The sequence below is a fragment of the Sphingosinicella humi genome (assembly GCF_003129465.1).
Classification (GTDB): Bacteria; Pseudomonadota; Alphaproteobacteria; order Sphingomonadales; family Sphingomonadaceae; genus Allosphingosinicella; species Allosphingosinicella humi.
On record NZ_QFFF01000001.1, the window covers coordinates 309,432 to 335,864 of the forward strand.

At 62.0% G+C, this 26,433-nt stretch carries 18 protein-coding genes, 1 tRNA gene and 1 pseudogene; 10 read left to right on the forward strand and 10 right to left on the reverse strand.

The window, feature by feature from the left end; all coding sequences use genetic code 11:
• The first annotated feature begins 389 nt into the window (after positions 1–389).
• On the forward strand, positions 390–2,792 hold the full coding sequence (locus tag DF286_RS01560; RefSeq protein WP_109269838.1) for a hypothetical protein: 2,403 nt from the start codon (positions 390–392) through the stop codon (positions 2,790–2,792).
• Positions 2,793–2,987: 195 nt separating this feature from the next.
• A complete protein-coding gene (locus DF286_RS01565) occupies positions 2,988–5,888 on the forward strand; it encodes a TrlF family AAA-like ATPase (RefSeq protein WP_109269839.1) in 2,901 nt (966 codons plus the stop codon).
• A gap of 218 nt (positions 5,889–6,106) precedes the next feature.
• Here DF286_RS01565 and DF286_RS01570 read toward each other — a convergent pair whose 3' ends face one another.
• From DF286_RS01570 to gmtY, 6 genes are all read right to left on the reverse strand, one after another.
• Complete coding sequence (locus DF286_RS01570) at positions 6,107–6,505, reverse strand: MbcA/ParS/Xre antitoxin family protein (RefSeq protein WP_109271919.1); 399 nt, start codon at positions 6,503–6,505, stop codon at positions 6,107–6,109.
• 324 nt (positions 6,506–6,829) lie between these two features.
• Positions 6,830–7,522: a gamma-mobile-trio protein GmtX gene (gene gmtX / locus DF286_RS14915; RefSeq protein WP_279379301.1), complete on the reverse strand. Its 693-nt coding sequence runs from the start codon at positions 7,520–7,522 to the stop codon at positions 6,830–6,832.
• A 1-nt stretch (position 7,523) separates the two neighbouring features.
• Entirely contained in the window at positions 7,524–9,524 is a 2,001-nt protein-coding gene (locus DF286_RS01580) for an AAA family ATPase (RefSeq protein WP_109269841.1), read from the reverse strand.
• Entirely contained in the window at positions 9,521–10,015 is a 495-nt protein-coding gene (locus tag DF286_RS01585; RefSeq protein WP_109269842.1) for a hypothetical protein, read from the reverse strand. Before DF286_RS01585 ends, DF286_RS01580 begins: the two co-directional genes overlap by 4 nt.
• Positions 10,012–12,684, reverse strand: a complete 2,673-nt coding sequence (gmtZ, locus tag DF286_RS01590; protein ID WP_158274591.1) for a gamma-mobile-trio integrase GmtZ — start codon at positions 12,682–12,684, stop codon at positions 10,012–10,014. Before gmtZ ends, DF286_RS01585 begins: the two co-directional genes overlap by 4 nt.
• Before the next feature lie 447 nt (positions 12,685–13,131).
• Positions 13,132–14,520, reverse strand: a complete 1,389-nt coding sequence (gene gmtY, locus DF286_RS01595) for a gamma-mobile-trio recombinase GmtY (RefSeq protein WP_109269844.1) — start codon at positions 14,518–14,520, stop codon at positions 13,132–13,134.
• Positions 14,521–14,601: 81 nt separating this feature from the next.
• Here gmtY and DF286_RS01600 point away from each other — a divergent pair.
• From DF286_RS01600 to DF286_RS01625, 6 genes and pseudogenes are all read left to right on the forward strand, one after another.
• Positions 14,602–15,246: pseudogene (locus tag DF286_RS01600) on the forward strand (AAA family ATPase); the annotation flags it as partial.
• Between the two features lie 19 nt (positions 15,247–15,265).
• Complete coding sequence (locus DF286_RS01605; protein ID WP_243444683.1) at positions 15,266–16,612, forward strand: serine hydrolase domain-containing protein; 1,347 nt, start codon at positions 15,266–15,268, stop codon at positions 16,610–16,612.
• Positions 16,613–16,700: 88 nt separating this feature from the next.
• A complete protein-coding gene (locus tag DF286_RS01610) occupies positions 16,701–17,990 on the forward strand; it encodes a mechanosensitive ion channel (protein WP_158274592.1) in 1,290 nt (429 codons plus the stop codon).
• A 97-nt stretch (positions 17,991–18,087) separates the two neighbouring features.
• On the forward strand, positions 18,088–18,936 hold the full coding sequence (locus tag DF286_RS01615; protein ID WP_109269846.1) for a hypothetical protein: 849 nt from the start codon (positions 18,088–18,090) through the stop codon (positions 18,934–18,936).
• A gap of 16 nt (positions 18,937–18,952) precedes the next feature.
• Positions 18,953–19,028, forward strand: a tRNA-Thr gene (locus DF286_RS01620).
• A gap of 120 nt (positions 19,029–19,148) precedes the next feature.
• Positions 19,149–19,622: an Lrp/AsnC family transcriptional regulator gene (locus tag DF286_RS01625; RefSeq protein WP_207789986.1), complete on the forward strand. Its 474-nt coding sequence runs from the start codon at positions 19,149–19,151 to the stop codon at positions 19,620–19,622.
• Positions 19,623–19,633: 11 nt separating this feature from the next.
• Here DF286_RS01625 and DF286_RS01630 read toward each other — a convergent pair whose 3' ends face one another.
• The 3 genes from DF286_RS01630 to DF286_RS01640 all read right to left on the reverse strand — a co-directional run bounded on the left by DF286_RS01630 (position 19,634) and on the right by DF286_RS01640 (position 21,493).
• Positions 19,634–19,987, reverse strand: coding sequence for a YbaN family protein (locus DF286_RS01630; protein WP_170303915.1), 354 nt, complete (start codon positions 19,985–19,987; stop codon positions 19,634–19,636).
• 104 nt (positions 19,988–20,091) lie between these two features.
• A complete protein-coding gene (locus tag DF286_RS01635) occupies positions 20,092–20,850 on the reverse strand; it encodes a hypothetical protein (protein WP_109269848.1) in 759 nt (252 codons plus the stop codon).
• Positions 20,851–20,959: 109 nt separating this feature from the next.
• Positions 20,960–21,493 carry a GNAT family N-acetyltransferase gene (locus DF286_RS01640; RefSeq protein ID WP_109269849.1) on the reverse strand — a complete coding sequence of 178 codons (534 nt, stop codon included), beginning with the start codon at positions 21,491–21,493 and terminating at the stop codon, positions 20,960–20,962.
• Positions 21,494–21,587: 94 nt separating this feature from the next.
• Between DF286_RS01640 and DF286_RS01645 the strand changes: the two genes are divergently transcribed.
• A complete protein-coding gene (locus tag DF286_RS01645) occupies positions 21,588–23,099 on the forward strand; it encodes an acetyl-CoA hydrolase/transferase family protein (protein WP_109269850.1) in 1,512 nt (503 codons plus the stop codon).
• 32 nt (positions 23,100–23,131) lie between these two features.
• Here the strand turns inward: DF286_RS01645 and hemN are convergent, their stop codons facing one another.
• Positions 23,132–24,484, reverse strand: coding sequence for an oxygen-independent coproporphyrinogen III oxidase (gene hemN / locus DF286_RS01650; protein WP_109269851.1), 1,353 nt, complete (start codon positions 24,482–24,484; stop codon positions 23,132–23,134).
• Positions 24,485–24,718: 234 nt separating this feature from the next.
• Between hemN and ccoN the strand changes: the two genes are divergently transcribed.
• Positions 24,719–26,431, forward strand: a complete 1,713-nt coding sequence (gene ccoN / locus DF286_RS01655) for a cytochrome-c oxidase, cbb3-type subunit I (protein WP_109269852.1) — start codon at positions 24,719–24,721, stop codon at positions 26,429–26,431.
• Positions 26,432–26,433 lie beyond the last annotated feature (2 nt).

A 26,433-nucleotide genomic window follows, 5' to 3' on the forward strand; every position in this document is an offset into this window, starting at 1 on the left:
TCAGGCGGGCGTTTGCGGCCCGCAACGGCGGCCAAAACATTCTAGACCGCGCGCCGCCGAATGCAGTGTTGGACGGAATGGCCGGAGGCCGGAATGCTCCGCCTGCGATCGTTGACGTCCACGCGCCTCTCCGACTTCACCACGCAGCCAAGCAGCGGAAAAATCGGCCGTAATCGCAGAAGTCGGCCCGCAATGCTGCGGACGTCGCAATGTCCGTTTGCAGCTCGTTCGCCCACCCCGCTGAACGACCCCAAGTGACGCTCACCGGAGCGGCATGAGCTGGCGGGTTCCGGCCGCTCGTTACGCTCATGATGACATCGCCGGCGATGGGCGATACCTCCCAAGCTAATGCCGCACCTCGAAGCTCACATCTATCAGGAACCTACTCTATGAGTCTTGCGGACGATCTCGCACGCACCCGGACAGAAGAGGATGTCAAGGACGCCTACATAAAGGCGCTCGGGCTAAAGTCCTATTTCAAGGGGCTGGTCGATATTCAGACCGAGGAGGTGTGGTTCGAGGCGAAGGCGGTTTCCACGCCGCCTATCGTAATGTTCGCGCAGCTGTTCTTCTACGTCCGTGCGGCGCGCAAGCGGGGCGAAGCCATCCCTGCCTTTTTGGCGGTGATAGACCGCGACAAGGCGGCGATCATGCCGACGGAGAAAGCGCTGGCGCTGCTCAATGATAAGAGCATCGTCTGGCCCAGATCGGGGTCCGGCGCGGGCAAAGAACTGGCCGCGCAGGTCGCTCCCTATGTCCAGGCGCATATCGTCGAATATGAGATCACGCATGATGAGGCCGCCTTCATCAAGGCGGTGAAGGACGCGATCCGCGAACGCCGGATTATACGCACGCCGATCACGCCGGACAATCTGCGCCAGGTTTTCGATCGCTGGGTGGACATGGTCGGCAGCGAATTGGGCGCGGTCGATCCCGCCGATTACGCGGTGCTGTTCTTCGCCGACATCATGCACGATGGCGCGCACGAGGCGATGAGCAACCTGCCCGCGCGGCTGCTGATGACGGCCGCCGGTCCGACGTTCCTGCTGGGGGGCAAGACTTACGAGCTGGCTTCCCAGCGCGGATACCGCAACTTCTGGGCGATCTATCACCGTCCGCCGGAAGCCAAACACCGCCACTATTTGCTTGAACGGCGCGACAGCCTGCTCCCCACCGACGAGCAGAAGTTCAAAGGCGCCTATTACACTCCGCTCCACATCGTCGACAAAGCCTATGACGAATTGAAGGCGACGCTGGGGGACAATTGGCAAGACCGCTACATCGTCTGGGACATGTGCGCCGGCGTCGGCAATCTGGAGGCCAAGCACAGCAACCTGCGCAACGTGTTCATGTCTACGCTGGACCAGGCGGACGTGACGATCATGAAGTCCAATCCGGCCTTCGCCGGGGCGGAGATATTCCAGTACGATTACCTCAACGACGACATCACCGATTTCGGAGAGATCGACTACAGCCTGTCCAACAAGCTGCCGCCCTCGCTGCGCCAAGCGATCGCCGAGGCGAAGGAGGGCAAGAAGGGCGCGAAGCCGATCTTAGTACTGATCAACCCGCCGTACGCGGAGGCAACCGGGGGTGGATTGGCGGTCCCACTGGCAGTTAGCCAGAACAAGCTTGGAGTCGCCAATACGCTCTTTGCCCGGGCCGGCATGGCGGCCTACGGCAAAGCGACCAATGAGCTGTTTATGCAGTTCATCGCGCGGATCGACCGAGAGCTACCGAACTGCAAGCTCGCGATCTTTAGCAAGGTAAAATATATTAGCACGCCGACACTCAATGAGTTTCGGCAGGTATGGAGAGCCGAGTATCTGGGTGGCTTCGCAGTTCACAGCCGTTCATTTGAGGGCCTCAAGGGCGACTTTCCTATCGGTTTTCTAATCTGGGATACGAGCAAGGACGTTCCTATCGGTCATGTCACGGCGAACATGCTCGACAAAATGGGCAACCTTGTCGGCGAGAAGACATTCCTCAACTACGACGGCCTTCGATTGCTGACGGATTGGGTGCCAAGGCCTCCCTCGAACTCGCTCAAGGTTCTCCCGCTGAAGAGCGCCATTACGCCAGCTACAGCCACCAAGGATTTGCGTGGAGATCGCTGGTCGGATGGAGCCATCGGCTGGCTAAATTGCGCAGGCAATGATCTTCAGAACGCCACGGCCAAAACCATGCTGTTCTCGTCCGGCTATGGCAGCGCTCGCGGGTACTTCGTCACTCCCGAAAACCTTTGGCAAGCCGCCGTCGTCTTTGCCGTCCGGCGTCTCATCAAGCCGACGTGGCTCAACGACCGCGACCAATTTCTCCAGCCGTCGCGGCCGCTGAGCGAGGAGTTCAAGTCCGATTGCCTCGTCTGGATGCTGTTCAATAACAGCAATCTCACCGCCGGGGCGGACGGACTCCAGTGGAACGGGTGCGACTGGTCGCTGGTGAATCATTTCATCCCTTTCACCGAGGCTGAGGTAGGGGCGAGCGGGCGCTTCGAGTCGGACTTCATGGTCCGATACATCGCGAACCTCACCTTCACGCCAGAGGCTAAGGCCGTTCTCGCCGAGGGTCGTGGCCTATTTCGGCGGTTTCACGCGACACAGTTCCCCCGAAGGATCAAGGAGGAGTTGAAGCTCGGCCGCCCCGACGCCGGCTGGTATCAGGTGCGCCGCGCACTCGAAGCCCACGGCGATACCGAATTGACCAACTTCGAACCGATCAAGATTGCCTACACCGCGTTGTGCGATAAGCTACGACCAATGGTCTTTTCGCTTGGCTTTTTGCCCGAATAGCGCCGTCGAACATTGATCTCCTCGATCACGTTTGGCTGACGTTCCTAGCGGTGCCCGGGCGAGCTTGCCCAAGGTGCCTAGGTTATATGGTGGCCCCACGATCGAACAGTCCCGCTCACTTCACCTGCCGGTGGCATCTTGTATCCATCATTATCCGGCGTCAAAAATCGCCATGCTTGGACTTAAGGGGGCGAAATGAGTGATCGGGGATCGGAGTGGCGACGCTGGGACCTGCACGTCCACACGCCCGAAAGCGCGCTCGCCAACCACTATGCAGACTGGCCTAGCTATCTGGACGCGCTCGAGGCGAAGGGCAAAGGCATCTCGGTGCTTGGCGTCACCGACTACTGCAGCATCGAAGGTTACAAGAAGGTCGTCGCCGCCAGAGCCGAAGGAAGGTTGTCGAGCTTCGACCTCGTCATTCCCAACATAGAATTCCGCACCCATCCCGAAACAGGGAAGGGAAAGGCCATCAACCTGCACATCCTGGTGGACCCGGACGCGCCGGACGCGACTGCCGAGATCGAACAGGCTCTCGGTCTTCTCACCTTTCGGTACAACGACATCGACTATCCCTGCTCGACTGAGGGCCTCCGCCGGCTCGGCCGCGCCGTCGACGGTAGCCAAACTGATCCTTGGGGCGCCTTCAAGGCGGGCGTGAATGCCTTCAAGCCCGACTTCGCGGAGATCCGGCGCTGGCTCGACAATCAAGGCCGCTGGATACGTCGCAATGGGATCGTCGTCGTCGCGAACGGGAAGGACGGTCCCTCCGGCCTATCCAAGGACGCCGGGTTCGCGGCGGTAAGGGAGGAGCTATACCGCTGCGCAGACATGGTCTTCTCGGGCAATCCTGCAGACCGGCTCTACTTCCTCGGTCACGGGTCGGACGATCCGGACGAGGTGAAGGAGAAGAACGGATCGCTGAAGCCTTGCATCCACGGCTCCGACGCGCATGACGAGGACAAGCTTTTTCAGCCGGACGACGACCGGTACTGTTGGATCAAGGCCAAGCCAACGTTTGAGGGTCTGCGGCAGCTGCTTCACGAGCCGGAACACCGCGTCGCAATTGGACCTACGCCGCCAGCGCCAACCGACTCCAGCAAGATCATCGATCATGTGGCGCTCGCCGGCGCCCCCGAATGGTTCGCGGACGAGATCATCCATCTTAATTCTGGGCTGGTGACGATTATCGGCGAAAAAGGTGCAGGAAAGACCGCGCTCGCCGAGTTGATCGCGTTCACGACCGCAGCCTGGAAGAGTGAGGGCTCGCCGGCATCCTTCATCAGCAAGGCCTCGCCCACCATCGACGATCTGACGGTGGCGGTCACCTGGGCGGACGGGACCGTGACGAGCCGCCGCGTAGGAGACGGTCGGGCCGCCGACCTCGCTAGGGTGCGCTACCTATCGCAGGACTTCGTCGAGGAGCTGTGCTCGACCGACGTTTCCGGAAGCCGCCTTATTCGCGAAATCGAAGACGTCGTGTTCGGCTACATCGAAGAGGGCGACCGCCTTGATTCGTCTGACTTCGCAGGCTTGCGTCGACTGCGGACCGATCACGTCACGCAGAAGAAGCGCGAGGTAACCGCGCGAGTCTCGACCCTCAATCGTGAGATTCTCGCGATCGAAGAGCGGCTGACCGGCCGTTCCGAGAAGGAGATGCTGCTGCAGCGCATCAAGGACGACCTGACCGCCATCGACGCCCAGCTCCCCGCCCTGCAGGTGAGCGTCGACCCGGCCGTGGCCGCTGAGATCGAGCGGCTGACGGCGATCCGCAAGGACAAGGGCTCACAGTTGGCCAGCGCAAACCGGCGGCTTGCTAGGCTTGCGACCGCGAGGGCTAAAGCGGTCGACTTCATCGCCGCAACCGAGCGGGCCTTCCTGGACATTCGGCCGGCGCTGATCGAGGTCGGCTTCACCGAGGCGGAAGCCGACCGGTTACGGCCGGTGATCCAGGCGGATGGGCTCAATCCGTTCGGGCCGATAGAGGCTCGGACGCGGCAAGACGTCGCCTCGCTTTCGGGGCTGCCCGAAAATCCTGATCCCGCTGGCGAAACCGTTGCCGACTTGGACCACAGACTGGAGAAGCTAAACGGCAAGCTCGCGACCGACGAGCAGCAGAGGAAGCGCCTGATCGAGTTACAGAAACAACGTGCACGGATGGAGGGCGATCAGCGCCGCCTCGAAACCGAGATCGCCAATCTCGATGGTCCGGTGAAGGATGACATGGCCGCAAAGATCGAAGAGCGCTGGACGACCTACCTCTCCTATTTCAATCTTCTCGATGAGGAGCGCGCCGAGTTGGCGAAGCTGTATGCGCCGTTGGAGAAGGTGATCCCCGCAGACGGCGACGGCGCCGAGGCTGGCTTTGAGCTTCAGGTGAGACTCAGCGCGGCTCCGGCCGAGTGGATCGAGGTCGGTCGGGACATGTTCGACAAGCGCAGGAACGGTGTGGCGCTCGCGAACGATGAGATCCTGCGTGACGTCCGACGCACGTTGTTCGAAGCTTGGCGGTCTGCCGACAGGCAGGCAATCAGGACGTCCCTCGACTGGCTAATCACTCAGATGGGGAAGCCATCGGCGATCAGCGACCAGCTGCTAGGTCATGCGACCCTCGAGCGTGTCTACGACTGGCTGTTTTCCACCGACCACATCACGCTCGACTATGGTTTGAAGTATCGCGGCACGGATCTGGAGCGGCTCTCGCCCGGCACGCGCGGGATCGTCCTGCTGGTCCTTTATTTGGCGATGGACCGACAAGACCGCCGCCCCCTCATCATCGACCAGCCAGAGGGCAACCTCGACAACTCGTCCATCTACGAGGCGCTCGTGCCTTTCCTCCGCAAGGCGAAGCTCACGCGGCAGGTGATCCTCGTCTCGCATAATCCGAACTTGGTCGTCACCACGGACGCCGATCAGGTTCTGGTCGCTCGCGCCGAACGGCCGGAGGGCGCCCGCCACCCCAAGATCTCGTATTCGGCAGGTGCGCTTGAGGATGTCGGAACGGAGGAGGCAATCCGAGCACAGACAGTCAAGCTGCTGGAAGGTGGTCGAGACCCCTTCAAGACACGTGAGAAGCGCTACGCTCTGCCGGCTTGAACGTCGCCGAATGTTGCGGCAGCACTGGCTTAACGCGGCCAAGCTCCATCAAGTCGGCACTATTCCGAAGTCATCGTTGTGCAGCCGACGAACATGAAGCGGACTGTCAGCATCTGGGAAGCGGCGCCGGCCCGTTAAAGGCCACAATGGGTGTATAGCGGAAATATCGGGCCTCAGTCGGGACGGCGGCTGCGAGCCACGGCTGAGCCTTTCGAGTCTCAGCTGAGCTGGCTTTCGAGATACTGTCGGACCAGGGAGAGGTCGCCCACGTCTCCGGATGTCATGCGATCCAGAGCGCTGCGACCGCCGAACAGTGGTGCCGTATTCGGAGCGCGGATCCAAGCGTCCGCCCTCTTCTGCTCCGGCAGCAGGGTGTTTATGGCTTTGAAGATCCCGAGCAGGTACGAGATGCGTTTGACGGTATCGTGATTCACCTCCGAGACCTGACCAGCCTTCCATCTCTGCAGTGTTGATCGGGACGTAAGTCCGAGCAGCTTCATCTGCTCCTTCTCGGTCAGGCGCCAGACTGTGACGAGTTGGAAGAACGCAAGCAGCGCAGGCGCACCGAGCTGTGCTTTGCTATCGTTGAGATCCCAGCCTGAGCCACTTTGTTCCATCAAACTCGCCTTTCTGCAAGCATGGCCATCGGCTACCTCAAGTCCCAGAGCGTGTGACTCTTCCGACGCCATGCGAGTGGCAGAACGCACGCCGTGCTCGAGTATCTCAAGGAAACGGCGACGGTCGCCATCGCTGATTGCCTGTAGAATGTTCCGCGAGCGATCCATGGCGCAGATTACCCTTTGAAAGGCATCATTTGAAGCTTTCTATCGCCGGAAGCAGAAACTCACCTTTCACCTCAACTTACACTCAGCGAAACAGGCGACGTGCAAAGTGAGACGGCCGACGCAACGGCCACGTGCCCTTAGGATTGCTTGCTCGGGTCAGAGCATCCGCCGCAGAACGTCCGCAAATCCCGCCGGTGCGACGAGCCAATTTGTCGTCTCATCATAGATCGATCCGTCGGGGTCGATCCGCCACCCTCTTGCTTCGAGCCAGTCGGAGGACAGAAATGTATCGACGGCGCGCCGATCCACGATGCTTACGGAACCGATTTGTGTCTTCGAAACTTGATCTTCCTTGAGCGCGATCGACGCCGGCCCCGCGTCTCGAGCTCCCTGCTCGGAGGTGTCGATTGAGAGGCGCCTGAAGGCCAGGCGAAGCATGTCGTTTTCAGATTTGAGCCTTCGTGCCTCCTCGCGCTCCATTTTGAATAACGTCCGCACACCGAGGTCCGTTATTTCGTCGATGAGCCTATCTATCTGATTTCCTTGTGGAGCAGCCGACTTGGATTGCGTTTTTCCGCGTTCACCAGCGAATGCGTCGATTAGCTCACGGTAAACGGCACCATTTTTATTTCTAATCGATTGTTCTTGCACACCTCCCAAATCCTGCGAGCGTTTGCCGACTGCAGAGATGCTAAAGTCGGTAACTCCCTCGTCACGTAGCTGGCTCAGCGCTTTCCACAACGTCTCTAAATTACTCCTCCTCGATCCCTTCGAGCCCTCTAGTAAGCGGGCAAAGCACTTCTCTGCATCAGTAGGCGGAAAGCTGGCGACGGAGGGCTTAGGAGGCATGTTACTTGTCCATCGATGATGTGCGGAATAGGTCGTGAGCAAACGCCGTAACCCGCCCCCTGAACGCCGGTGGCCTACGTAGGGCGTCCGCCAACGCCTCAGGGGGGCCGACAAGGACGGCCTGCTTCTCCGCACGTGTGATAGCTGTATACAGCCAGGTCGGATCCAAGAGCGTGGATGGCTCCACCACGATCACGACGCGCGCTGCCTGGCTACCTTGAAGCTTATGGCAGGTGAGCGCGTATGCCAGCGCTAGCCGGACAGTGGCCTTAGCGTCGAACGAAACCAGCCGTTCCTCGAACCGAACGGTCAATCCACGGCGTTCTACGTCGGCCTCTACAACATGACCTAGCATGCCGTTGAACAGCGCCTTCTGATAATCGTTCTCCAGGTGAACCACCGGGTCACCGACGCAGAACCAAGATCCCAAGTGCCCCTTCACTTCTGGCTTTCCCGCCTTGTGGCGGTCATGGAAGTGGCTGTTGAGGCGGTCTACGGTCCTGTTCAGGGCAGCGATGACCAGGAGGTCATGACGGTCGGAGGTGAACCCCCCGAGGTCAGCCACAACCCGAACAACTTCCCGATCAATGTCTGGTAGGCCACACCCGATGTGTGACACTCCGTCTGCCGCGCCAGAGTACCTCTTCAGTGCTGGCTCAATTCGCTTTCGGATCGCCAGCGAGACCTCAGGAATGCCGCTTTCCCCGGTTTGTCGATGGATCGTCTCGAGCTGCGCTACTCGAGATTTTTCCTGCGCGAGCGTGTGAAAGATGGTGCCCGGGCCAATTGGCGGCAGCTGCGCCACATCGCCCGTTATCAGTAGGCGAGCACCTGACGCTTCCACGCGGTCCGTGATGTGCATCCATTGACCGACGTCCACCATGCTGGCTTCGTCAATGACGAGCAGCGTCGTCGCGTCTAGCAGTGACAATCCCTCCGGCGCGGCTTTCCCTTCCTCAATCCGCTCGTCGCGTTCATCCAGTTCTCGCAGTAGTCGGTGAATGGTTCTTGCAAGCCGCGACGTGGCCTGCCCGAGCCTGAGTGCTGCCTTTCCGGACAATGTAGCCAGGAGAACTCGCCCGCCCAACTCCGCCCAAGTGTTCGCTATCGCACGAATGGTGGAGGTTTTGCCCGTTCCAGCCCCTCCGCACATGATAGAGAAGCGGCGGCTTAATGTGGCTATTACGGCCTGCCGCTGCTCTTGGTGGAGCGAGTGCGGCATCGTTCTTTCAACATGAGCCAAGGCACGATCAATCGCTGATCCGAGGATCGCGCCTTCTGTTGACCAACGAGAGATGCGTACTGCGATCTTCCCCTCCATCCAGGCAAAGCCAGGAGAGCGAAACAGCTCACCGCACATGATAAGCCGGCGTCTGTGGACCGCAAATCGAACCGCGCGCTCCACCAACTCAGACTGCGGGTGGACACATAGGAGGCCTGCGAGGCCCTTCCTAAGCTCAATGCCACCGACAGCAGTGTGCCCGCGCTGCGTGCAATTTGACATGAAGCGATCGACACAACCTTGCAGCCGCTCGGGTGATGCTCGCGCTTCAGCAAGTGGCATTCTAGTTGTGAGTACCTGCAACCCGAGCTTGTCGACCTTCAGCCAAGGCACGGTTCTGGCGAGGACATATGGATTGTCGGCCAGGATCTCGATGGCGTTCGGGCCGCAGATACCAACGATTTTTCGCGCAAGACCTACCTCATGTATCCCGTGCCCTTCGAGCCATTCGTGAGCAGCATACCCGGCTGCCTCACGCGGCCAGCGTGCGTGCATGGCGTAGCCAATCCGCGTGGCAACTACGCCACGCGTCTCGTCTAAGGCGGGTATAAGCTCCTGAAGTACGAGCTCTTCGCTGGCGAGTATCTCCGGCAGCCCCGTCCCGAAGCGATCCAGCAGTTTCTCAGCCCTTACGGGTCCAATACCGGGGAAAGATTCTAGGAAAGTCGCGCGCAATCGGCGGCCGTCGAGTTTGCCGTAGTCGAATGTGAGGCGGCTCATTCGATGACTTCGTCGATCACGGGAGCGGGAAGATCGCCGGACGAGTAGATTTCGCGGAGAGCCGATCTGTAGCGATCCCGCTCAACGACGACCTTCTCGAGTTTTGCCGTGAGGAACTCAATTTGGCGCTGGGCCTCTGTCAGATCGGATTGAGCTCTCCGCGCGTCACCGCCAAGGCGTTTGACTTTCTGCCTTACAACGTCGTCTACCTGATCCAGCTGGGTTCTGCTGCCAATCGGTTTTACGCCTTGGCTCTCTGCGAACGAATTTACAAGATCGCGGATTTCGGGCTTCGTATGGAACCACTTCTGATCAGCGGGCTTAAGTTTCAACTCTCGGACAATCGCGACGACGTTCACCTTGCCGTCAGGTGTCAACGGGAGCGTCGGCCGTAGTTCGGTCGGCGGCTGCGCCGCATATTCCTTTTCGATGCCTTCCAGCCACGGCTCCAGCACCTCAAGTATGGCGGGCACCACCGCGCGTCTCGTCACTCCGCAGCCTCCGTAGCTGTCTGCTCGATGAGGAGATTCTGTCCGCGCCTCGACAGCCGGGTGCCGGTAAGCCCCTCCAGCTTAGCCCGAAATGCTGTTTGCTCCTCATAACCTAATGATTGGAGCAATCGTTCGCCAGCCATGAGGGCGTTTGTCTCATCCCGACCAAATTGTGTGTACATGAATTTTGCCAATTCGTTGGCGATCCTTAGTCCATCTTCCTCAGAGATATGAAGGAAGAGCGCCTCGAGGCCAGCCCGGGCCAGGAAGGCGTCGAACATCCTCAGTCGCTTCAAATTGGGAACGCTTGCGTCGATCGATTGGTAGAAAACGGCTGCCTGGCATACGTTATCGATCAGCTCGAATTCCCGTTCTCCTCGGTCATCCAGCTCCACGACAAACTCTAAATCTTCTGCGCTGCCCAGAGTGATTAGTGAGACGTTTCTCTCCGCACCGCCGCCGTCACTTCCACGCAGGAGCTGTTGGCACTGCATAATCAGGTTGTAGGTGGCGTGCCATGTGAGCGCCCAATCATCAGCCTCGTTCGTGCGCTGGTCGAGGACCGCCGAAGCAGTATCCCATTGTTTTACCTTGTCGAAAATAGAGCCAGTTTGGGCTGCCTGAACACGGAGGTGGTCCAATTGCTCAAACTCACGCTGAGCTTCTTTGTAGCGGCGGGAGGCCTCGCGGAACCTGAAGCCCACTTCGTTGAACCGCGCGTGCAATCCAATCAGGAAGGCAGGGCCAGACATGAAAAACCGGCACCGCACGCAATTCTTGCTGCCTGGGCCCGGCACCGGCCCGTGGACGGTGTAGCCGTCCGCCCGACGGTGGAGGAGTGGGCCTCCTTCGTGACACCGCATGCAACCGACTGGGCAAATGCCGTAGTCAATGCGGACCCAGGACGCCCGTGCACCCTTCGCTGCAGCATCAACCGCATCGACATCGTTATAGGCGATTGCCGATTTCAACTCATCGTATGCCTTGGATTTTAGATGTGCCTCCCAGCCCTCCTGTTGCCTAGCTTGCATCTCAGCGGAGGCAGAGTTCAGAACACGCGAGATATGGCCGATTGAATGCTTCTGATAATAGGCCGTCATGATTGCGGTGCAGTGGCCCGCCACCTTCATCAGAATGGCCAGATCGACACCCTTCTCCGCCATGGCGGTAATCCACGTGACGCGAAGGGAGTGCAGGTCGTAGGCGACTGCAGAAGGAGCACCATCAGCTCTGCGCGAGAGGATCAGTTTGTCCTCGATGCCCATGTCGCGCAGTCGACGCTCGAGCTCGGTGAGCAGCTTGATCCAATAGCTCCGAAGCCGGCCGTCGGTCACCGGCTGATCCCGATGTTCGGAGCATGGGTCGCGGAAGAGGAAAGTTTCCGCCCCACGTGCAGCGAGAGCTTCTGCCGTGTGGCGGATCATGAGCTCCCTCGCGGCGAGGTCTTGCCATTGTGTTTGGTGAGAGACTGGGTTGTATTTTTCCTGCCACTGCCTGAGTTCATCGAGCAGTCTGACGACAGGCTCATGATTCCAAGGTATTTCGTAGCCCCGCTCCTGATCTCTCCGGCCCACGTCCGCCGTCTTATTTGTGTTGATATATAGACATAGGTCATCACCACGGCGACGAATGACCCCCTTTGGGGGATCCGCTTCGCCGGCTAACTCATGGGAGTTCTCTTCCCACTTTCCGGTAGCGATGTTGAAGCGCGAACGATCTGCCTCGCCAGAGTTCAACATCCTCACTTGGAATGTACGAAGCGGCGTCTCTAGCTTGAGCAATATGGCTGAATTACGGACTGGCGACCAAACTTCCACATAGCAGCCGAGTTGCTCATCAAACCAATTGAGCCAGTCGCCGCCCTTCCAACCGAGTTTAGATCTTCCGATTACCTTAGGCGTAGCTGCATCATCTGCCGTCAGGATTTCCTTCAGCAGGGTGACATATTTTGTAGGCATCGCCTCGCGATATGTTTCCGGTAGGTTCTGGCGCCTTTCGCCGGAAATGATAATCGGATTACGAAAGCCGGGCAGAATATACGGGTGACCGTCCTCGCCTTCTTCCACGCAACGAGTGACGATTAGCCATTCCAGAAACGAGTGAGCGTTGCGGGTATTCCGCTCAACTTCCGCTCTGAAGGGCTTGATATCTGAACGCGCCCACGTGGTGCCCCTCAAGTATTCGATCGGCTCTCTCGGCAGACGCGAGTCGTCGAGGAGATGCTCCAGAAAAACCGTGAGAGCGCTGAGTGCTCCATTTCGGCTCCGCTGCCGCTGCGCGAACCACTCTTCAGATGCGGACCGCCACGCCTCCATTTCCGGTTCGCGCTTGACGACCCATTCGAATCTGACGTCCTGCTTTTTCGAGACGGGCCTTACCCAGCCAACGTAGTCGGTCACGGTCGACGTGACCGCCGTTTGGCCATACGCGCGAGTCATGGCCGCGATTATGAGCCGTGGAAGACTCCGGTGCGTGTTGGTATTAATTTTTCGGCCTTCAAGGCAGAGTCGATAAACCTCCGGGGTGAGGTCACCGACCTCCTGCACTCCTTGTGTCGAAATCAGGACGTCTATCAGCCCGCGATACCGGTTAAGCGGACTCTTGTTCGTTCCACTTGCCTTGTCGTCATGCGCTTTGAAGTCATCAAGGATCGCCTTGATGTGCGGCATGCACCGACCCGAGCTGATCCAGGCTAAGCTACCTAGTCGAACGACGCCGACGATCGCGCTTGGATCCCGAGGCCAGACTATCAAGCCCTCTCTCCACAGCTCGAGGAGGTACTCACTCAGCCTCCCCTTGTCCGCTCCTACCTTGGCCCGACGAAAGGAGAGAGCGATGTCGTCAAGGACGGTTGCAAATTCTTCCCGCGTCTCGGCGGCACGCGCTCTCGCAACTAGGGCGCGGCCGGTGGCAGACATCGAGTAGCCCGGCCGATCCACAAACCTTTGGTAGTCGTCCCAGGCCTCGAACGCTCTACGAACAACTGACGGATCGAATGACTTACTGAGCCAGAACTGATTGAGGCTCGGGTTGACCCCGATTAGGTTGCCAGTCTGCTCAACCCGCAACGGTACTAGTTCTGCGTCATGAAAAGAGCGCTGATTGATCGCCGCCCCCTAAGGTATCGAAGCTACAGGAATTGCCGCGCCAACCTCGGCAAGGCGACGTTGCACGAGATGGGCCTCTCGGTCATTGTAGACCTCCTGCGACAGTATCGAAGTCTGCCCCATGCCCACTTGGAAAATCTTCTTGTCAATCAGACCAGCGTCGACGAGATCCTGCATCCGCTGACCGTAGCCGTGACGAAGCCCATGCGGCGTGGTGCCGTCGGCTTCGCGGCTTCGAAGACCAATTCTCCGGCAGGCGGCAGCCATGCTACGACGAATGGCCTCTGGGTTCATCGGCTCACCCTCTTTGGTGACGAACAACCACGGGTGGTTAACATTGGCTGGACGAACGTATCGTACATACAGCCGGTAAAGTTGAAGGAATAGCCTTCCGTACTCCGCAGGAAGCCAAAGCAGAGGCCTGAACTTCCCGTGCCTCTTTAGTAGCATTCCCTTCCATCCACTTTTATCATCCCAATGGAGTGGACTCCTGTCATACATCACCTTCAGGAATGTTGCTCGATTAGTCGAAATGTACTTCCCAGTCCTTGGATCGATCCATTCTATTTCACCTTCAGAGGGGTGATACATTCTAACGTGAGACATCGTCTTATCAAATGGGTCCTCATAGACGTCGCCGACGAACATATGACACGCTTCCGAGACGCGGACGCTAGCGCCGTACATCAGGATACATATCATCTGATCACGGATATTATATTTCACCCAAGGTATAGTAGACTTCGACTTTCCTGGATTGATGAAGCCGGACCCTATGAGGTCTCCAAATCGCTCGTGTGGAAAAAATTTTGGCCGGCCCGCGACAGCTGGAGCTCTTGATGGAAGGGCAAACCGCCGAGCCACGGACGCATTTGCCTCCGCCACGGCGCGATCCTTGGTATGTGCAAGCAGAGCTGCGGAGCGCATCTTGTTCCAGCTACGCCAGAACGCGATGCGCTCTGCATGTGAAGCCTGGCGATATGGGTTCAGCGGCCTCGTCTTGTACTTGTCGACGAGCCAGTCCGAGAATTCGCATGCCGCCACGGTGAGACTCTCAACGGTGTCAGAGCTGCAGGGCAGCCAGTATAGCCCGTGCGGGTCTTCTTCTCCCGCGCCCAAGGTGCCTCGGTGCAGAGCATGTGAGAAGCTCGTGAAAAGCTGATGGCGGTTCCTTTCCTCTGCGAAATCAGCAGCTCGGGCAGCCATGAACTCGATGAGACGAACGATGGCTTGAGCGTACGCCCTTTCCCTGCTGAGGCTGAGGCTACGCTCCGCGAGATATTCCCCGAAGGGTTGAAATATTTCGCCATTGATGAGGACGACCGCAGTAAGGCGGTTCTCGCGCGCCCTATCCCGTGCGATAACGTATGTCGCTACTCGTCCACGAACTGAGCGCACCAGGCTTCCTTATCTTGGGTATAAACCTTGAGGGTTATTTCTCACTGCGTCAAGGCACCAGAAGGACTGCGAAATAGGGTTCCTTCGGGCCTCGAGACGGTTTTGCGCCGTCAAGTGAGTAGACCGGGTGGGGGTGATTTCGACAAGGACCGGGAGGGCCATTACAACCTCATCTCCGCCCTCCACAAAGCGATACGCGGCTCGGACCCGCAGGCGGCGCTCTACTATCTCGCGCGCATGCTGGTCGCCGGCGAGGAGCCGCTCTACGTCCTGCGCCGCCTGACCCGCGCCGCCACCGAGGATATCGGCCTCGCCGATCCCCAGGCCCTGGTCCAGTGCCTCGCGGCCAAGGACGCCTATGATTTCCTCGGCTCTCCGGAGGGCGAGCTCGCCATCGTCCAGGCCTGCCTCTATCTCGCGACCGCGCCCAAATCGAACGCGGTCTACATGGCTCAGAAAGGAGCCTGGCGGACGGCGAAGGACACGGGCTCGCTGAAGCCGCCCAAGAACATCTTGAACGCGCCGACCAAGCTCATGAAGCAGGTCGGCTACGGCAGGGGGTACCAATATGATCACGACGCTCCGGAGGGCTTTTCCGGCGACAATTACTGGCCCGAGGAAATGGAGCCGCAGACCTTCTACGCCCCCGTCGACCGCGGCTTCGAAAAGCGCATCGCCGAACGCATCGCCTGGTGGGAGGAGCGTCGCGCTGAAATGCGCAAGTAAGCTTCTCCTCGCCGCTGCCTTGGCGACAACGCCGGCAGCGGCGCAGGACGGCGACCGCTACACCCGCGCGCTGGCCGCCGGCTACAAGGCCTCCTTTCTCTGCAGCGATCTGTTCAACGCGGGCCAGACGGTGGAGCAGGTCGAGCGCGACGACCTCCAGCGTACCTATGCGAGCCTTGAGCCGCTTTTCCCCGAGCTGAAGGCCGACATCGACCGCCAAGCCAGGACCGTCAGAGTCGCCTTCGACGAGACGCTGCCGCCGCGCGTCGCCGCCTGGCGCCCGCATCTCGGCTGCGCCCAGCTCCCGATAGGCGCCGATCCCGCCAGCGCCTCGCTGCTGCCCCGGCTGTCGGTGGATCCGGCGATCGACCGCTCGGACCGCCTCCCCTGGCCCCACGGTGATCAGAAGGCGGCGGCGAAGCCGAAGGGCGACGCCAAGGCGCTTGCCGAAGCCGTCGACGATGCCTTCGACCGCCGCACCTATGGACAGGGCAGCGAAACGACGGCGGTGCTCGTGGTCCAGAACGGCAAGATCGTCGCCGAGCGCTATCGCCACGATTTCGACATGCACATGTCGCAGCGCACCTGGTCGGTCGCGAAGAGCATCTCCGCCACTCTGATCGGCGCCGCCGTCCAGCAGGGCCTGATCGACGTCGAGGCGCCCGCGCCGGTCCCGGAGTGGCAGAGCCCCGGCGATCCCCGCGCCGCCATCACCACCGACCAGCTGCTGCGCATGGCCAGCGGCCTCCATTCGGATCATGCCGGCAACCGCACCGACGCGCTCTATTTCGGCGGCACCGCCGTCACCGAACAGGCGGTCGCCTGGCCGCTGGAGGCGGCGCCCGGTACGCGCTGGCGCTATGCCAACAACGACACCCTGCTCGCCATCCGGGGTTTGCGCGCGAAGCTGGAGGGCGAGGCAAAGCTCGCCTTTCCGATGACGGACCTCTTCTGGCGCATCGGCATGACGCGCACCGTCCCGGAGACCGACTGGAAGGGGAATTTCATCCTTTCCAGCCAGGTCTGGACCACTGCCCGCGACCTCGTCCGCCTCGGCCTCCTCTACCTGAATGACGGCGTCTGGAACGGCGAGCGCATCCTGCCGCCGGGCTGGGGCGATTACGTCTCCCGCCTGGGGTCGGCGCAGCCGCCCGCCGGCGGCTATGGCTATGGCGCCGGCTTCTGGACCTTCCCCAAGGGCAGCGGCTTGCCGGAGGACGCCTATATCGGCCGCGGCAATAGGGGTCAGTATCTGGTCATCGTCCCCTCGCGAAACATCGTCATCGTCCGCCGCGGCTATGACGGGCCGGGCACCGGCTTCGATCTCGACAGCTTCACCCGCGACCTGCTCGCCGCCCTCGAATGATCGGGCGGAGGAACCAGGGCGCGGCTAAGGCATTTCTTTCGGCAGCGGCACGAATTATGCCTACGACATCATGCAAGGGGGAATGAGGATGTACGAGACCTATCCGGAGCGCTCCTATTGGCAGGACCAGGCGCTGGAATGGCTGCCGCGCATCATCGGCGCGATCGCCATCCTCCTCATCGCCTGGATATTGGCGCGCGCCGCCAAATGGGCGATCGCCAAGATGGTCGATCGCATCCCGGCCCTCAAGCGCCATAGCGAGGCGCAGCCCGGCAAGACGGTCGGCAGCCTCATCGGCGACATCGCCTTCTGGCTGATCCTGCTGGTCGGCATCCTCCTCGCGCTGCAGCCGCTCGGCCTCAGCCAGGTCCTCGATCCGGTGCGCGAGCTCACCACCAACACCTTCGCCTTCATCCCCAATCTCGTCGCCGGCGGCCTGCTCTTCTTCCTGGGCCTCGTCATCGCTCGGATCGTGCAGCGCGTGGTCGAAGGCTCGCTGCTCGCCGCCAACGCCGATGGATGGCTGCGAAAGACCGGCCTCATCGACGGCGCCGGCACCGTCCCCGCTCAGCCCGCCGAGGCGCCGCCGGCGGTGACCGGAAGGGCCTCGATCAGTCGCTCGGCCGGCCTCATCGCCTTCTTCCTCGTCATCATCCCCTTCGCCATCGCCGCTTTGGAGGCACTTCAGATCTCCTCCATCTCCGGCCCCGCCACCGAGATGTTGCGGACCATCCTCGATGCGATCCCCAACGTGCTCGGCGCGGTGATCCTGCTCGCCATCGGCTATTTCCTCGGCAAGCTTGCCAAGCAGGCGATCGAGCAGATCCTTCCCTCCATGGGCTTCGACCGCTCGGTGAACGCGCTCGGCTTCTCGTCGGACAGCACGACGCCCTCGCGCACCGTGGGCACGATCGTGATGATCGCGATCCTCATCTTCTTCGCGATCAAGGCCGCCGAGCTGCTCAACTCCCCGATCATCGCGATCATGCTGGCGCAGACGCTGGAGCTCGGCACCAAGATCCTGTTCGGCACCGGCATCATCCTGGCGGGCGTGATCATCGCCCGCATCGTCTCGCGGCTGGTGAGCGGTGCCGGCACGGAAGGTTGGCTTCCGGCCATCCTCAAATGGTCTATCATCGCCCTCGCCGTCGCCATGGGCCTCCGGTTCATGGGTCTTGCCAACGAGATCGTGATCATCGCCTTCGCCTCGATCATCGGCTCGGCGGCGGTCGCCTGCGCCCTCGCCTTCGGCCTCGGCGGCCGACCGACCGCGCACAAGCTGCTGGAGGAATGGACGGAGCGCAACCAGCCGCCCAAAGCCCCGGCGCGCCCGCGCACCCCCAAGCCCCCCAGCGACGACCAGCCGCCGCTAGTGTGAGGCAGGGCGTCATCCCGGCGAAGGCCGGGGTCTCGTGGAGAAGGGCCGTGACATCTCGTCCGGAGATCCCGGCCTTCGCCGGGATGACGTATAGCACATGACCCACATTCAACGCTTCGCCGCCATCGACTGGTCGGGCGCCAAGGGGCGTCGGCACAAGGGCATTGCCGTTGCCGTCTGCGAGGACGGTGACGCCGCGCCGCGGCTAATCGAGCGGAATAGTCCCTGGTCGCGGACGCACGTGCTGGAATGGCTGATGGAAACGGCGGAGGAAGCCCCGACCCTCTACGGCTTCGATTTCAGCTACGCCCCGCCGATCATTGAGCGCGGCGCCTATCTGCCGGGCGACACGGCGCCGGAGGAAGCCAAGGCTTTCTGGGCCTATGTCGACAGCCTTTGCGAGGACGAGGATCTCGGCGCCGCCAGCTTCCTCGAGCAGCATCATCGACGCCATTTCTATTTCGGCGCCGCCGACGGAGTGAAGGCCGACTTCCTCCACCACCGCGTCTGCGAACACGCCTTCAACGCGGGCGGCGGCGGCAAGGCCTCAACCCTCTACGACGCCATCGGAGCCGCGCAGGTGGCCAAGGCCAGCTTCGCCGGCATGCGCCTCCTCCACCGCCTGGAAGGACGAGTCCCGATCTGGCCCATGGACCCCTTCCCCGCCTCGGGCAGTCTCGTCGTCGAAATCTACACCCGCGTCTTCATCCGCCTCGCCGGGCTCAGCGGCCGCAAGGTCCGCAGCCTTGATGCGCTGAACCAGGCGCTGACCGCCCTCGGCAGCCGCCCTGCGGCGCTGGCCCATGACCCCAACGACCATGAAACCGATGTGTTGATCGCCGCCGCCGGCCTTCGCCGTATCGCCGGCGATGCCGCCTACTGGAACCCGCCTGCCCTCACCCCCAATATAGCGCGAACCGAGGGCTGGACCTTCGGCGTCTTGTAAAGCATGGAAAGGCCAAGCCGCGTTAGCTCAGCTGGTAGAGCAACCGCCTTGTAAGCGGTAGGTCGTCCGTTCGAGTCGGACACGCGGCACCATCCTCGATCCCTCCGGCAGCACACTCAGCTGAGGCCGGCCATCGTTCTACCGATTGGCGCCAGGAGAATTTTCTTCTATTTCCTTTGATTCTAGGGTGCGGGCTAGAAGAATTTTCCAATATGAAGCCAAAGTCGAAGCTGGATCGCACCGATCTCAAGATCCTCGCCATCCTTCAGCAGGATGCGTCGCTGTCGGTGGCGGAGGTAGCAAGCCGCGTGAACCTGTCGCAGACGCCCTGCTGGCGCCGCATCCAGCGGCTCGAGGAAAGCGGCGTCATCGAACGGCGGGTGGCGATCGTCGATCCGGACGCGATCGGCGTCGGCCTCTCCATCTTCGTGTCGATCGAAACCGGCGACCACTCCGCCGAGTGGCTGTCCCGCTTCGCCGAGACGGTCTCGGCCCTGACGCAGGTGATGGAGGTGTACCGCATGGCCGGCGAGGTCGATTACATGCTGCGCATCGCCGTTCCGAACATGGCCGCTTATGACGATTTCTACCGCACGCTGATCGAGCGCGTCCCGCTGAAAAACGTCACCTCCCATTTCGCGATGGAACGGGTGAAGAGCACGACCGCCTATCCCCTGCCCCTGTAGCGCCGACCTTTTCACTGGCTGGGGCGCGTCCAAATCCAGCGTCCGCCTACTAGGGCGACGAGCAGCGGGATCAGGGACCATGGCAAGGCCAGCAGCATGAGCCCCAACAGGGCGCTAAGTGCAAAGGCGAACAGGGCGGCGCGCTTTCCTGCCGGGCTGATGGCGCCGCGGCTCCGCCAGGCCTGGATGTGAGGACCGAAGCGTCGATGCCCGACCAGCCATGTCTCCAGCCTCGGGCTACTGCGCGCGAAGCAGAACGCCGCCAGGATCACGAACGGCACGGTGGGCAGCAGCGGGACAAACGCTCCCACCAGACCCAGCAGGAGCGAGATCGCTCCACCTGCAAGATAGGCCAGCCTCATCACTGCCTTGGTCCTAGCAGCGTCGCGGCCAGCGAGGAATTGTGGCCAGCAACGCAGCGCAAGTGAAGCCGAAGGATAGCCGGTAAAGTGCGGGTGAAGGCTCGCGCCTAGCGCGGCCTTGTGCATGAGGTGCGGGCGGGGTCTACGATGTGCACTCCGTCAGGTCCGCGATTGTCGTCGATGTCGAAGTAGACGGCGGGTTCGCCCGACCTGTCGCGCTCCAGGCGGCCACGCGCGCCTGCGAAGGCGCCACTCGTCAACCTGATGCTGTCGCCTTCGCGGAGGAACCGGCCACTGGCCTTGTTGGTCTTGTAGCTTCCGTCCGACGCAAGGGTGAGCGTCACCATGTTCGAAATGCGCAGTTCGTAGTTGGGGAGGTCCCCGGCCACGTTTCCTCCCATGCGCTCCATCCAGGCGCAGCTGAGCTTCGCGGTCGGAAGGATGCCCGCCGTCGCTGGCGCCGCCTCGCCCGACGCTCCGAAGGCGAGACTGCCCTTGATCGTCCCCACCTTGCTGTCGCCCGCGACGAACCCGCCCAGGCGCCCCTCGATGCTGGTCGTGGTGCATGGCCCTCCGATCTCGACCCGGTTTCGGCCTTGCTCGAACTTGAAGTAGCATTTGCCATTCTCAAGATATGACGCGCTCTTCGTCAGCGGGCCCTCGACAACCGCATCGCCGATGACGGCGCGGCCGCTGCCCTCGAAATTCCCATCCCTTAGCACGGCTTCGACAGCCCAATTGCCCGTGTTGCCGTCACTGTCCGACAGGCTGCCTTCGCCCAGCATCGGCCCGGCATTGGGGCCCACGGGACCGGCGGCCGTTAGCGGGGCCGCGACCAGGCCGAAGATGAGCAAGCCATATTTCATCGATTACCCCCGTTTATGAGAGGAGCCTCTGCTTCGCCCCTCCCCATCCCATGGCTTCTATAACCATTGTAAGAGGCTGGCACAGCACAAGAAAAGCAGGGGGCGACGATCAGCCGGCCAGGTCCTTGCTGACGAGGACGAGGCTGGCATCTCCCGGATAGGCTTCGGCCCGGAATCCCATGTCGGCCTCCACTGCAAGCGCCTGCCGATTTTCGCGACTTTCGACCGATTCGATCCGCTTGATCCCGCGCGCCTGTGCGGTTCGGGCGAGATGGTCGAGCAAGGCCCAGCCGATCCCCATGTCCTTGTAATCAGCGCGAAGTGAGATGGCGACTTCCGCGCGCTGAAGGTTCGGATCGGGCGCGAGCATCGCGGTCCCGATCAGCGTCTCATCATCGAAGGCGAGGAAATTCTCGCTCCCCTCGTGATCGACCGAGACCAGTTGCTCGAGCATGGCGTCGCTCACCTTCGCGACGCTCGAAAGAAAGCGGAAGCGCCGGTCGTCGGGCGACACATGCGTGAAGAATTCGGCGAGGAGCGGCTCGTCCTCCGGCGTCGCGGGCCGGACGCGGAACTTGAAGTTCTTCCACGTGGTCAGGCTCGTCTCGCCGGCTTGGGGCGTGAGGGATGAACTGTCGACCATGAACCACCCTTCCTGATTCTTTTCCGATCATGAACGAACCGACGCTCGCCCACGACGTTCCATCATCTCCGAACGGCAATGGGCGAGAGTTGAAATGGACAGGCGGATCGCGAGCGCCACGCTCGAAGCGAAGGTCACCAGCGCGGAAGAAGCGGCAGCGCTGATCCCGCCGGGAAGCACCGTCGGCCTCAGCGGTTTCACGGGGTCGGGCTATCCCAAGGCCGTTCCGCTCGCTTTGGCTGCCCGGATCGAAGCCGAGCATCAGGCGGGCAACCCGTTTCGCATCCGCGTGTGGACCGGCGCGTCGACGGGGCCGGAGCTCGACGGCGCTCTGGCCAAGGCGAAGGGCATCGAGTTCCGCCTCCCCTACAATTCGGACCCGGTGGCGCGCGAACAGATCAACCGGGCCGAAATGGAATATTTCGACATGCACCTCTCGCAGGTGGCGCCCATGGCCTGGCAGGGTTTTCTCGGTTCGCTCGACATCGCCGTCATCGAGGTGACCGGCATCCGCGAAGACGGGACGCTCATTCCTTCCTCGTCCGTCGGCAACAACAAGACCTGGCTCGACCGCGCGGAGAAGGTGATCCTCGAGGTGAACCGGTGGCAGAATGCTGCTCTCGAAGGGATGCACGACATCTATTACGGCACGGCGCTGCCGCCGAACCGCGTGCCCATTCCTCTCGTGCGGCCTGACGACCGGATCGGCGAGACCGGCTTTCGCTGCGATCCTGACAAGATCGTGGCGATCGTCGAAACCGAGGCACCGGACAGGAACCTGCCCTTCAACCCGCCTGATGATGCCGCCCGCGCGATCGCCGGCCACCTGCTCGACTTCCTCAGTCACGAGGTGGCCAGGGGGCGCCTTCCCGCCTCGCTCCTCCCCATCCAGTCCGGCGTCGGCAACATCGCCAACGCGGTGCTGACCGGCCTCGTCGAGGCGCCGTTCGACGACATGACCGCCTATACCGAGGTCATACAGGATGGAATGCTCGATCTCCTCAAGTCCGGCAAGCTGCGGATTGCCTCGGCCACCTCCTTCTCGCTGAGCCCGGAAGCGGCGGCCGAGCTCAACGCGGACATGCCCCGCTTCCGCGACAGGATGATCCTGCGTCCGCAGGAGATCAGCAACCATCCCGAGCTCATCCGGCGCCTGGGCTGCATCGCCATGAACGGCCTCATCGAGGCCGACATCTACGGCAACGTCAATTCGACCCACATCATGGGCTCACGCATCCAGAACGGCATCGGCGGCTCCGGCGACTTCGCGCGCAATGCCTATGTCTCGATCTTCATGACTCCCTCGACGGCCAAGGGCGGCAAGATTTCGGCCATCGTGCCGCAGGCCAGCCATGTCGACCACATCATGCAGGACGTGATGGTGATCGTCACCGAGCAGGGCCTGGCCGACTTGCGAGGGCTCTCGCCGAAGGAGCGGGCGAAGCTGATCATCGCCAACTGCGCCCATCCGGACTACCGACCCATGCTCGCCGACTATTATCGACGCGCCCGGGAGGGCTCCTATGGGCAACAGTCACCGAGCCTGTTGAAGGAGGCGCTTTCCTGGCATCAACGGTTCATCGATATCGGCACGATGATGGTCTGAAGACCGCGGCGGCGCTTATCCGGATCCGGCGTCTATATGGCCCTCGAATGCCGGGCGGGGGCCTGTCCGAGATATTGATCGAAGGTGGCGGCGAGGACCCGCACAAGGGGTCGGGCCTCGTCGGCGATAGCGATGACATTGTCGCGGCGATGGGCGATGTCGTCAGCGATCAGCGCCTCGAGGCCGTCCGCGCTTCGCGCTAGCCGGTCGGGGTCGGCATCGAAACGGGCGCAGACCGCATCGAGGTCGACGCGGTAATCGCACATGATCCGCTCGATCACCGCGGCGCGCAGCCGATCCTCGGGCGCGAAGGCGCGGCCTTTGCTCACCGCCGGCGTGCCTTCGGCGATGCGGCGCTGATAATCGCCGATGAGCACCGCGTTCTGGACATAGCCCTGCGGCAGCCGGCCGATCGAGGAAGCGCCGAAGCCTATCAACGTGTCGCAGTCGTCGGTGGTGTAGCCCTGGAAATTGCGATGGAGGGCCCCGCGCGCGGATGCGAGGGCGAGGCTGTCGTCCGGGCGGGCGAAATGGTCGAGGCCGATGCGGACATAGCCGGCATCGACGAGCGCGGCCGCGATCGCCTCCGCCTGGGCGTGGCGGGCGGCGCCGTCCGGCAGGGCGGCCTCCTCGATCTTGCGCTGGTGGAGCTTGAAGCTCGGCACATGGGCGTAGCCGAAGACGGCGAACCGGTCCGGCGCCAGCGAGACCGCCTGCTCCACGGTCTCAAGACAAGATGCGACGCTCTGGTGAGGAAGGCCGTAGATGAGGTCGAAATTGACCGCTCCGATGCCCGCCGCCCGCAGCCCCCGGGTCGCGACCGCCGTCTGCTCCCACGTCTGGACGCGGTTGATCGCGCGCTGGACGACGGGATCGAAGCTCTGGACGCCCAGGCTGGCGCGGGTGACCCCGCCCTTCGCTAGCGCCTCGACCATCTCGGGCTCGAGCGTGCGAGGATCGATCTCGATCGCCACCTCGCTGTCCGGCCCAATTCCGAAGCGGCTCCGCAGCGCGTCCATCAGCGCCACGAATTGTTCCGGCTTCATCAACGTCGGCGTGCCGCCGCCGAAATGGATGTGCCGGGCCGGGAGCTTCCCGGAGATGGCGTCGGCAACCAGGTCGATTTCGCGGTGCAGCGCGTCGAGGTAGCGCGCGATCGGCTCGTCGCGGGCAGTGATGGTTGTGTGACACCCGCAATACCAGCACATCGACCGGCAGAAGGGCACGTGAAGATAGAGCGAAACGGCCGTATCCGCGGATAACCCCGCCAGCCACTCGCCGTAGCGGTCCGCGTTCACGTCGGCGCCGAAATGCGGCGCGGTCGGGTAACTGGTGTAGCGGGGCAGCGGCCGGTCGGCGTAGCGCGCCAGTATCTCTGGCCTCACGACGGCCTCCTTCAACAATTCGGCTGGCGTGTTTCGCACGCGTGGCGTCCGAATGCGCCTCCGGGATTGTCCTTAGGTGGAAGTCCTGAATTTCGCTTTTCTGTCAGAAATCTAATCGCCCGGCGAAGGAGCGGCCATCCGCAAGGGGCGCCGCCGACACATTTTTGATCTGGATCAAAGAAGGGTCCCGGCCGCCCCGTCAGGGCGGCGCGACGAGCGACGGCAGGGAGCACGATGGACACTCTGATATTCAAGGGCGGCGGTTGGCTGCTCGCTGCGCTGCTGGCGCTGATGGCGGCCGTCGTGGCGGCCGATTTCGGCTTTGCGGTGCACATGGGCATCGTCGCGCTGGCGGCGCTCGCGGCCATGGCCGCAACCTTGGGGCGCGCCGACTATGGCGCCTTCTCGCTCGGCCTGCCAGGCGCGCGGCCGGACGAAAGCCGCTACGACGACGATCCCGTCCGCTGGGGCGTCGCGGCGACGGTCGGCTGGTGCATCGTCGGTCTCGCCGCCGGCCTGTTCATCGCCCTCCAGCTCGCCTTCCCCGTTCTCAATCTCGGCAGCGAGTTCACCAGCTTCGGTCGCCTGAGGCCGCTTCATACCTCGGGCGTCATCTTTGCCTTCGGCGGCAATATCCTGATCGCGTCGAGCTTCTACGTCGTCCAGCGTACCTGCCGGACGCGGCTCGCCTTTCCCGGCCTCGCCCGCTTCGTCTTCTGGGGCTACCAGCTTTTCATCGTGCTCGCCGCCACCGGCTATATGCTCGGCATCACCGGCGCGCGCGAATATGCCGAGCCCGAATGGTATGTGGACCTGTGGCTGACCATCGTCTGGGTCGCCTATCTCGTCGTCTTCGTCGGCACGCTCGCCAAGCGCAACGAGCCGCACATCTACGTCGCCAACTGGTTCTACCTCAGTTTCATCATCACGATCGCGCTGCTGCACGTGGTGAACAACCTCGCCATCCCGGTCTCGCTGGTGGGCTCCAAATCCTACTCCGCCTTTGCCGGGGTGCAGGATGCGCTGACCCAATGGTGGTACGGGCATAACGCGGTCGCCTTCTTCCTGACCGTGCCCTTCCTCGCCATGATGTATTATTTCGTGCCGAAGGAGGCCGAGCGGCCGGTCTACAGCTACCGGCTCTCGATCATCCACTTCTGGTCCCTGATCTTCCTCTACATCTGGGCGGGGCCGCACCACCTCCACTACACGGCGCTGCCCGACTGGGCGCAGACGCTGGGCATGGTCTTCTCGATCATGCTGTGGATGCCGAGCTGGGGCGGCATGATCAACGGCCTCATGACCTTGAACGGCGCGTGGGACAAGATCCGCACCGATCCCATCATCCGCATGATGGTCATGGCGCTCGCCTTCTACGGCATGGCGACCTTCGAAGGCCCGATGCTGTCGATCAAGGCGGTGAACTCGCTCTCGCACTATACCGACTGGACGATCGGCCACGTTCACGCCGGCGCCTTGGGCTGGAACGGCATGATCAGCTTCGCGGCCGTCTACTACCTGGCGCCGCGTCTCTGGGGCCGGGAGCGGCTCTATTCACTGCGCATGGTCAACTGGCACTTCTGGTGCGCGACCCTGGGCATCGTCCTCTACGCCGCCGCCATGTGGGTCGCGGGCGTCATGCAGGGTCTGATGTGGCGCGAATATGGGGCGGACGGCTACCTCGTCTATTCCTTCGTCGAGGTCGTCGCGGCGATGTTCCCGATGTATCTGATCCGCGCCGCCGGCGGCGCCCTCTACCTCGCCGGCGCCGTGCTGATGGTCTGGAACGTCTGGATGACGATCAAGGGCAGGCAGCGCCAGGAACAGGGGCTGAGCGTCGCCGCGCACAATCCGGACGCCGACCGCCCGCTCCCGCCGCGGCGCAGGACACCGGCGCACGCTCTCCCCGCAAACGATCCCGACGCCGCCCAGGTCGCGGCCGAATAGGA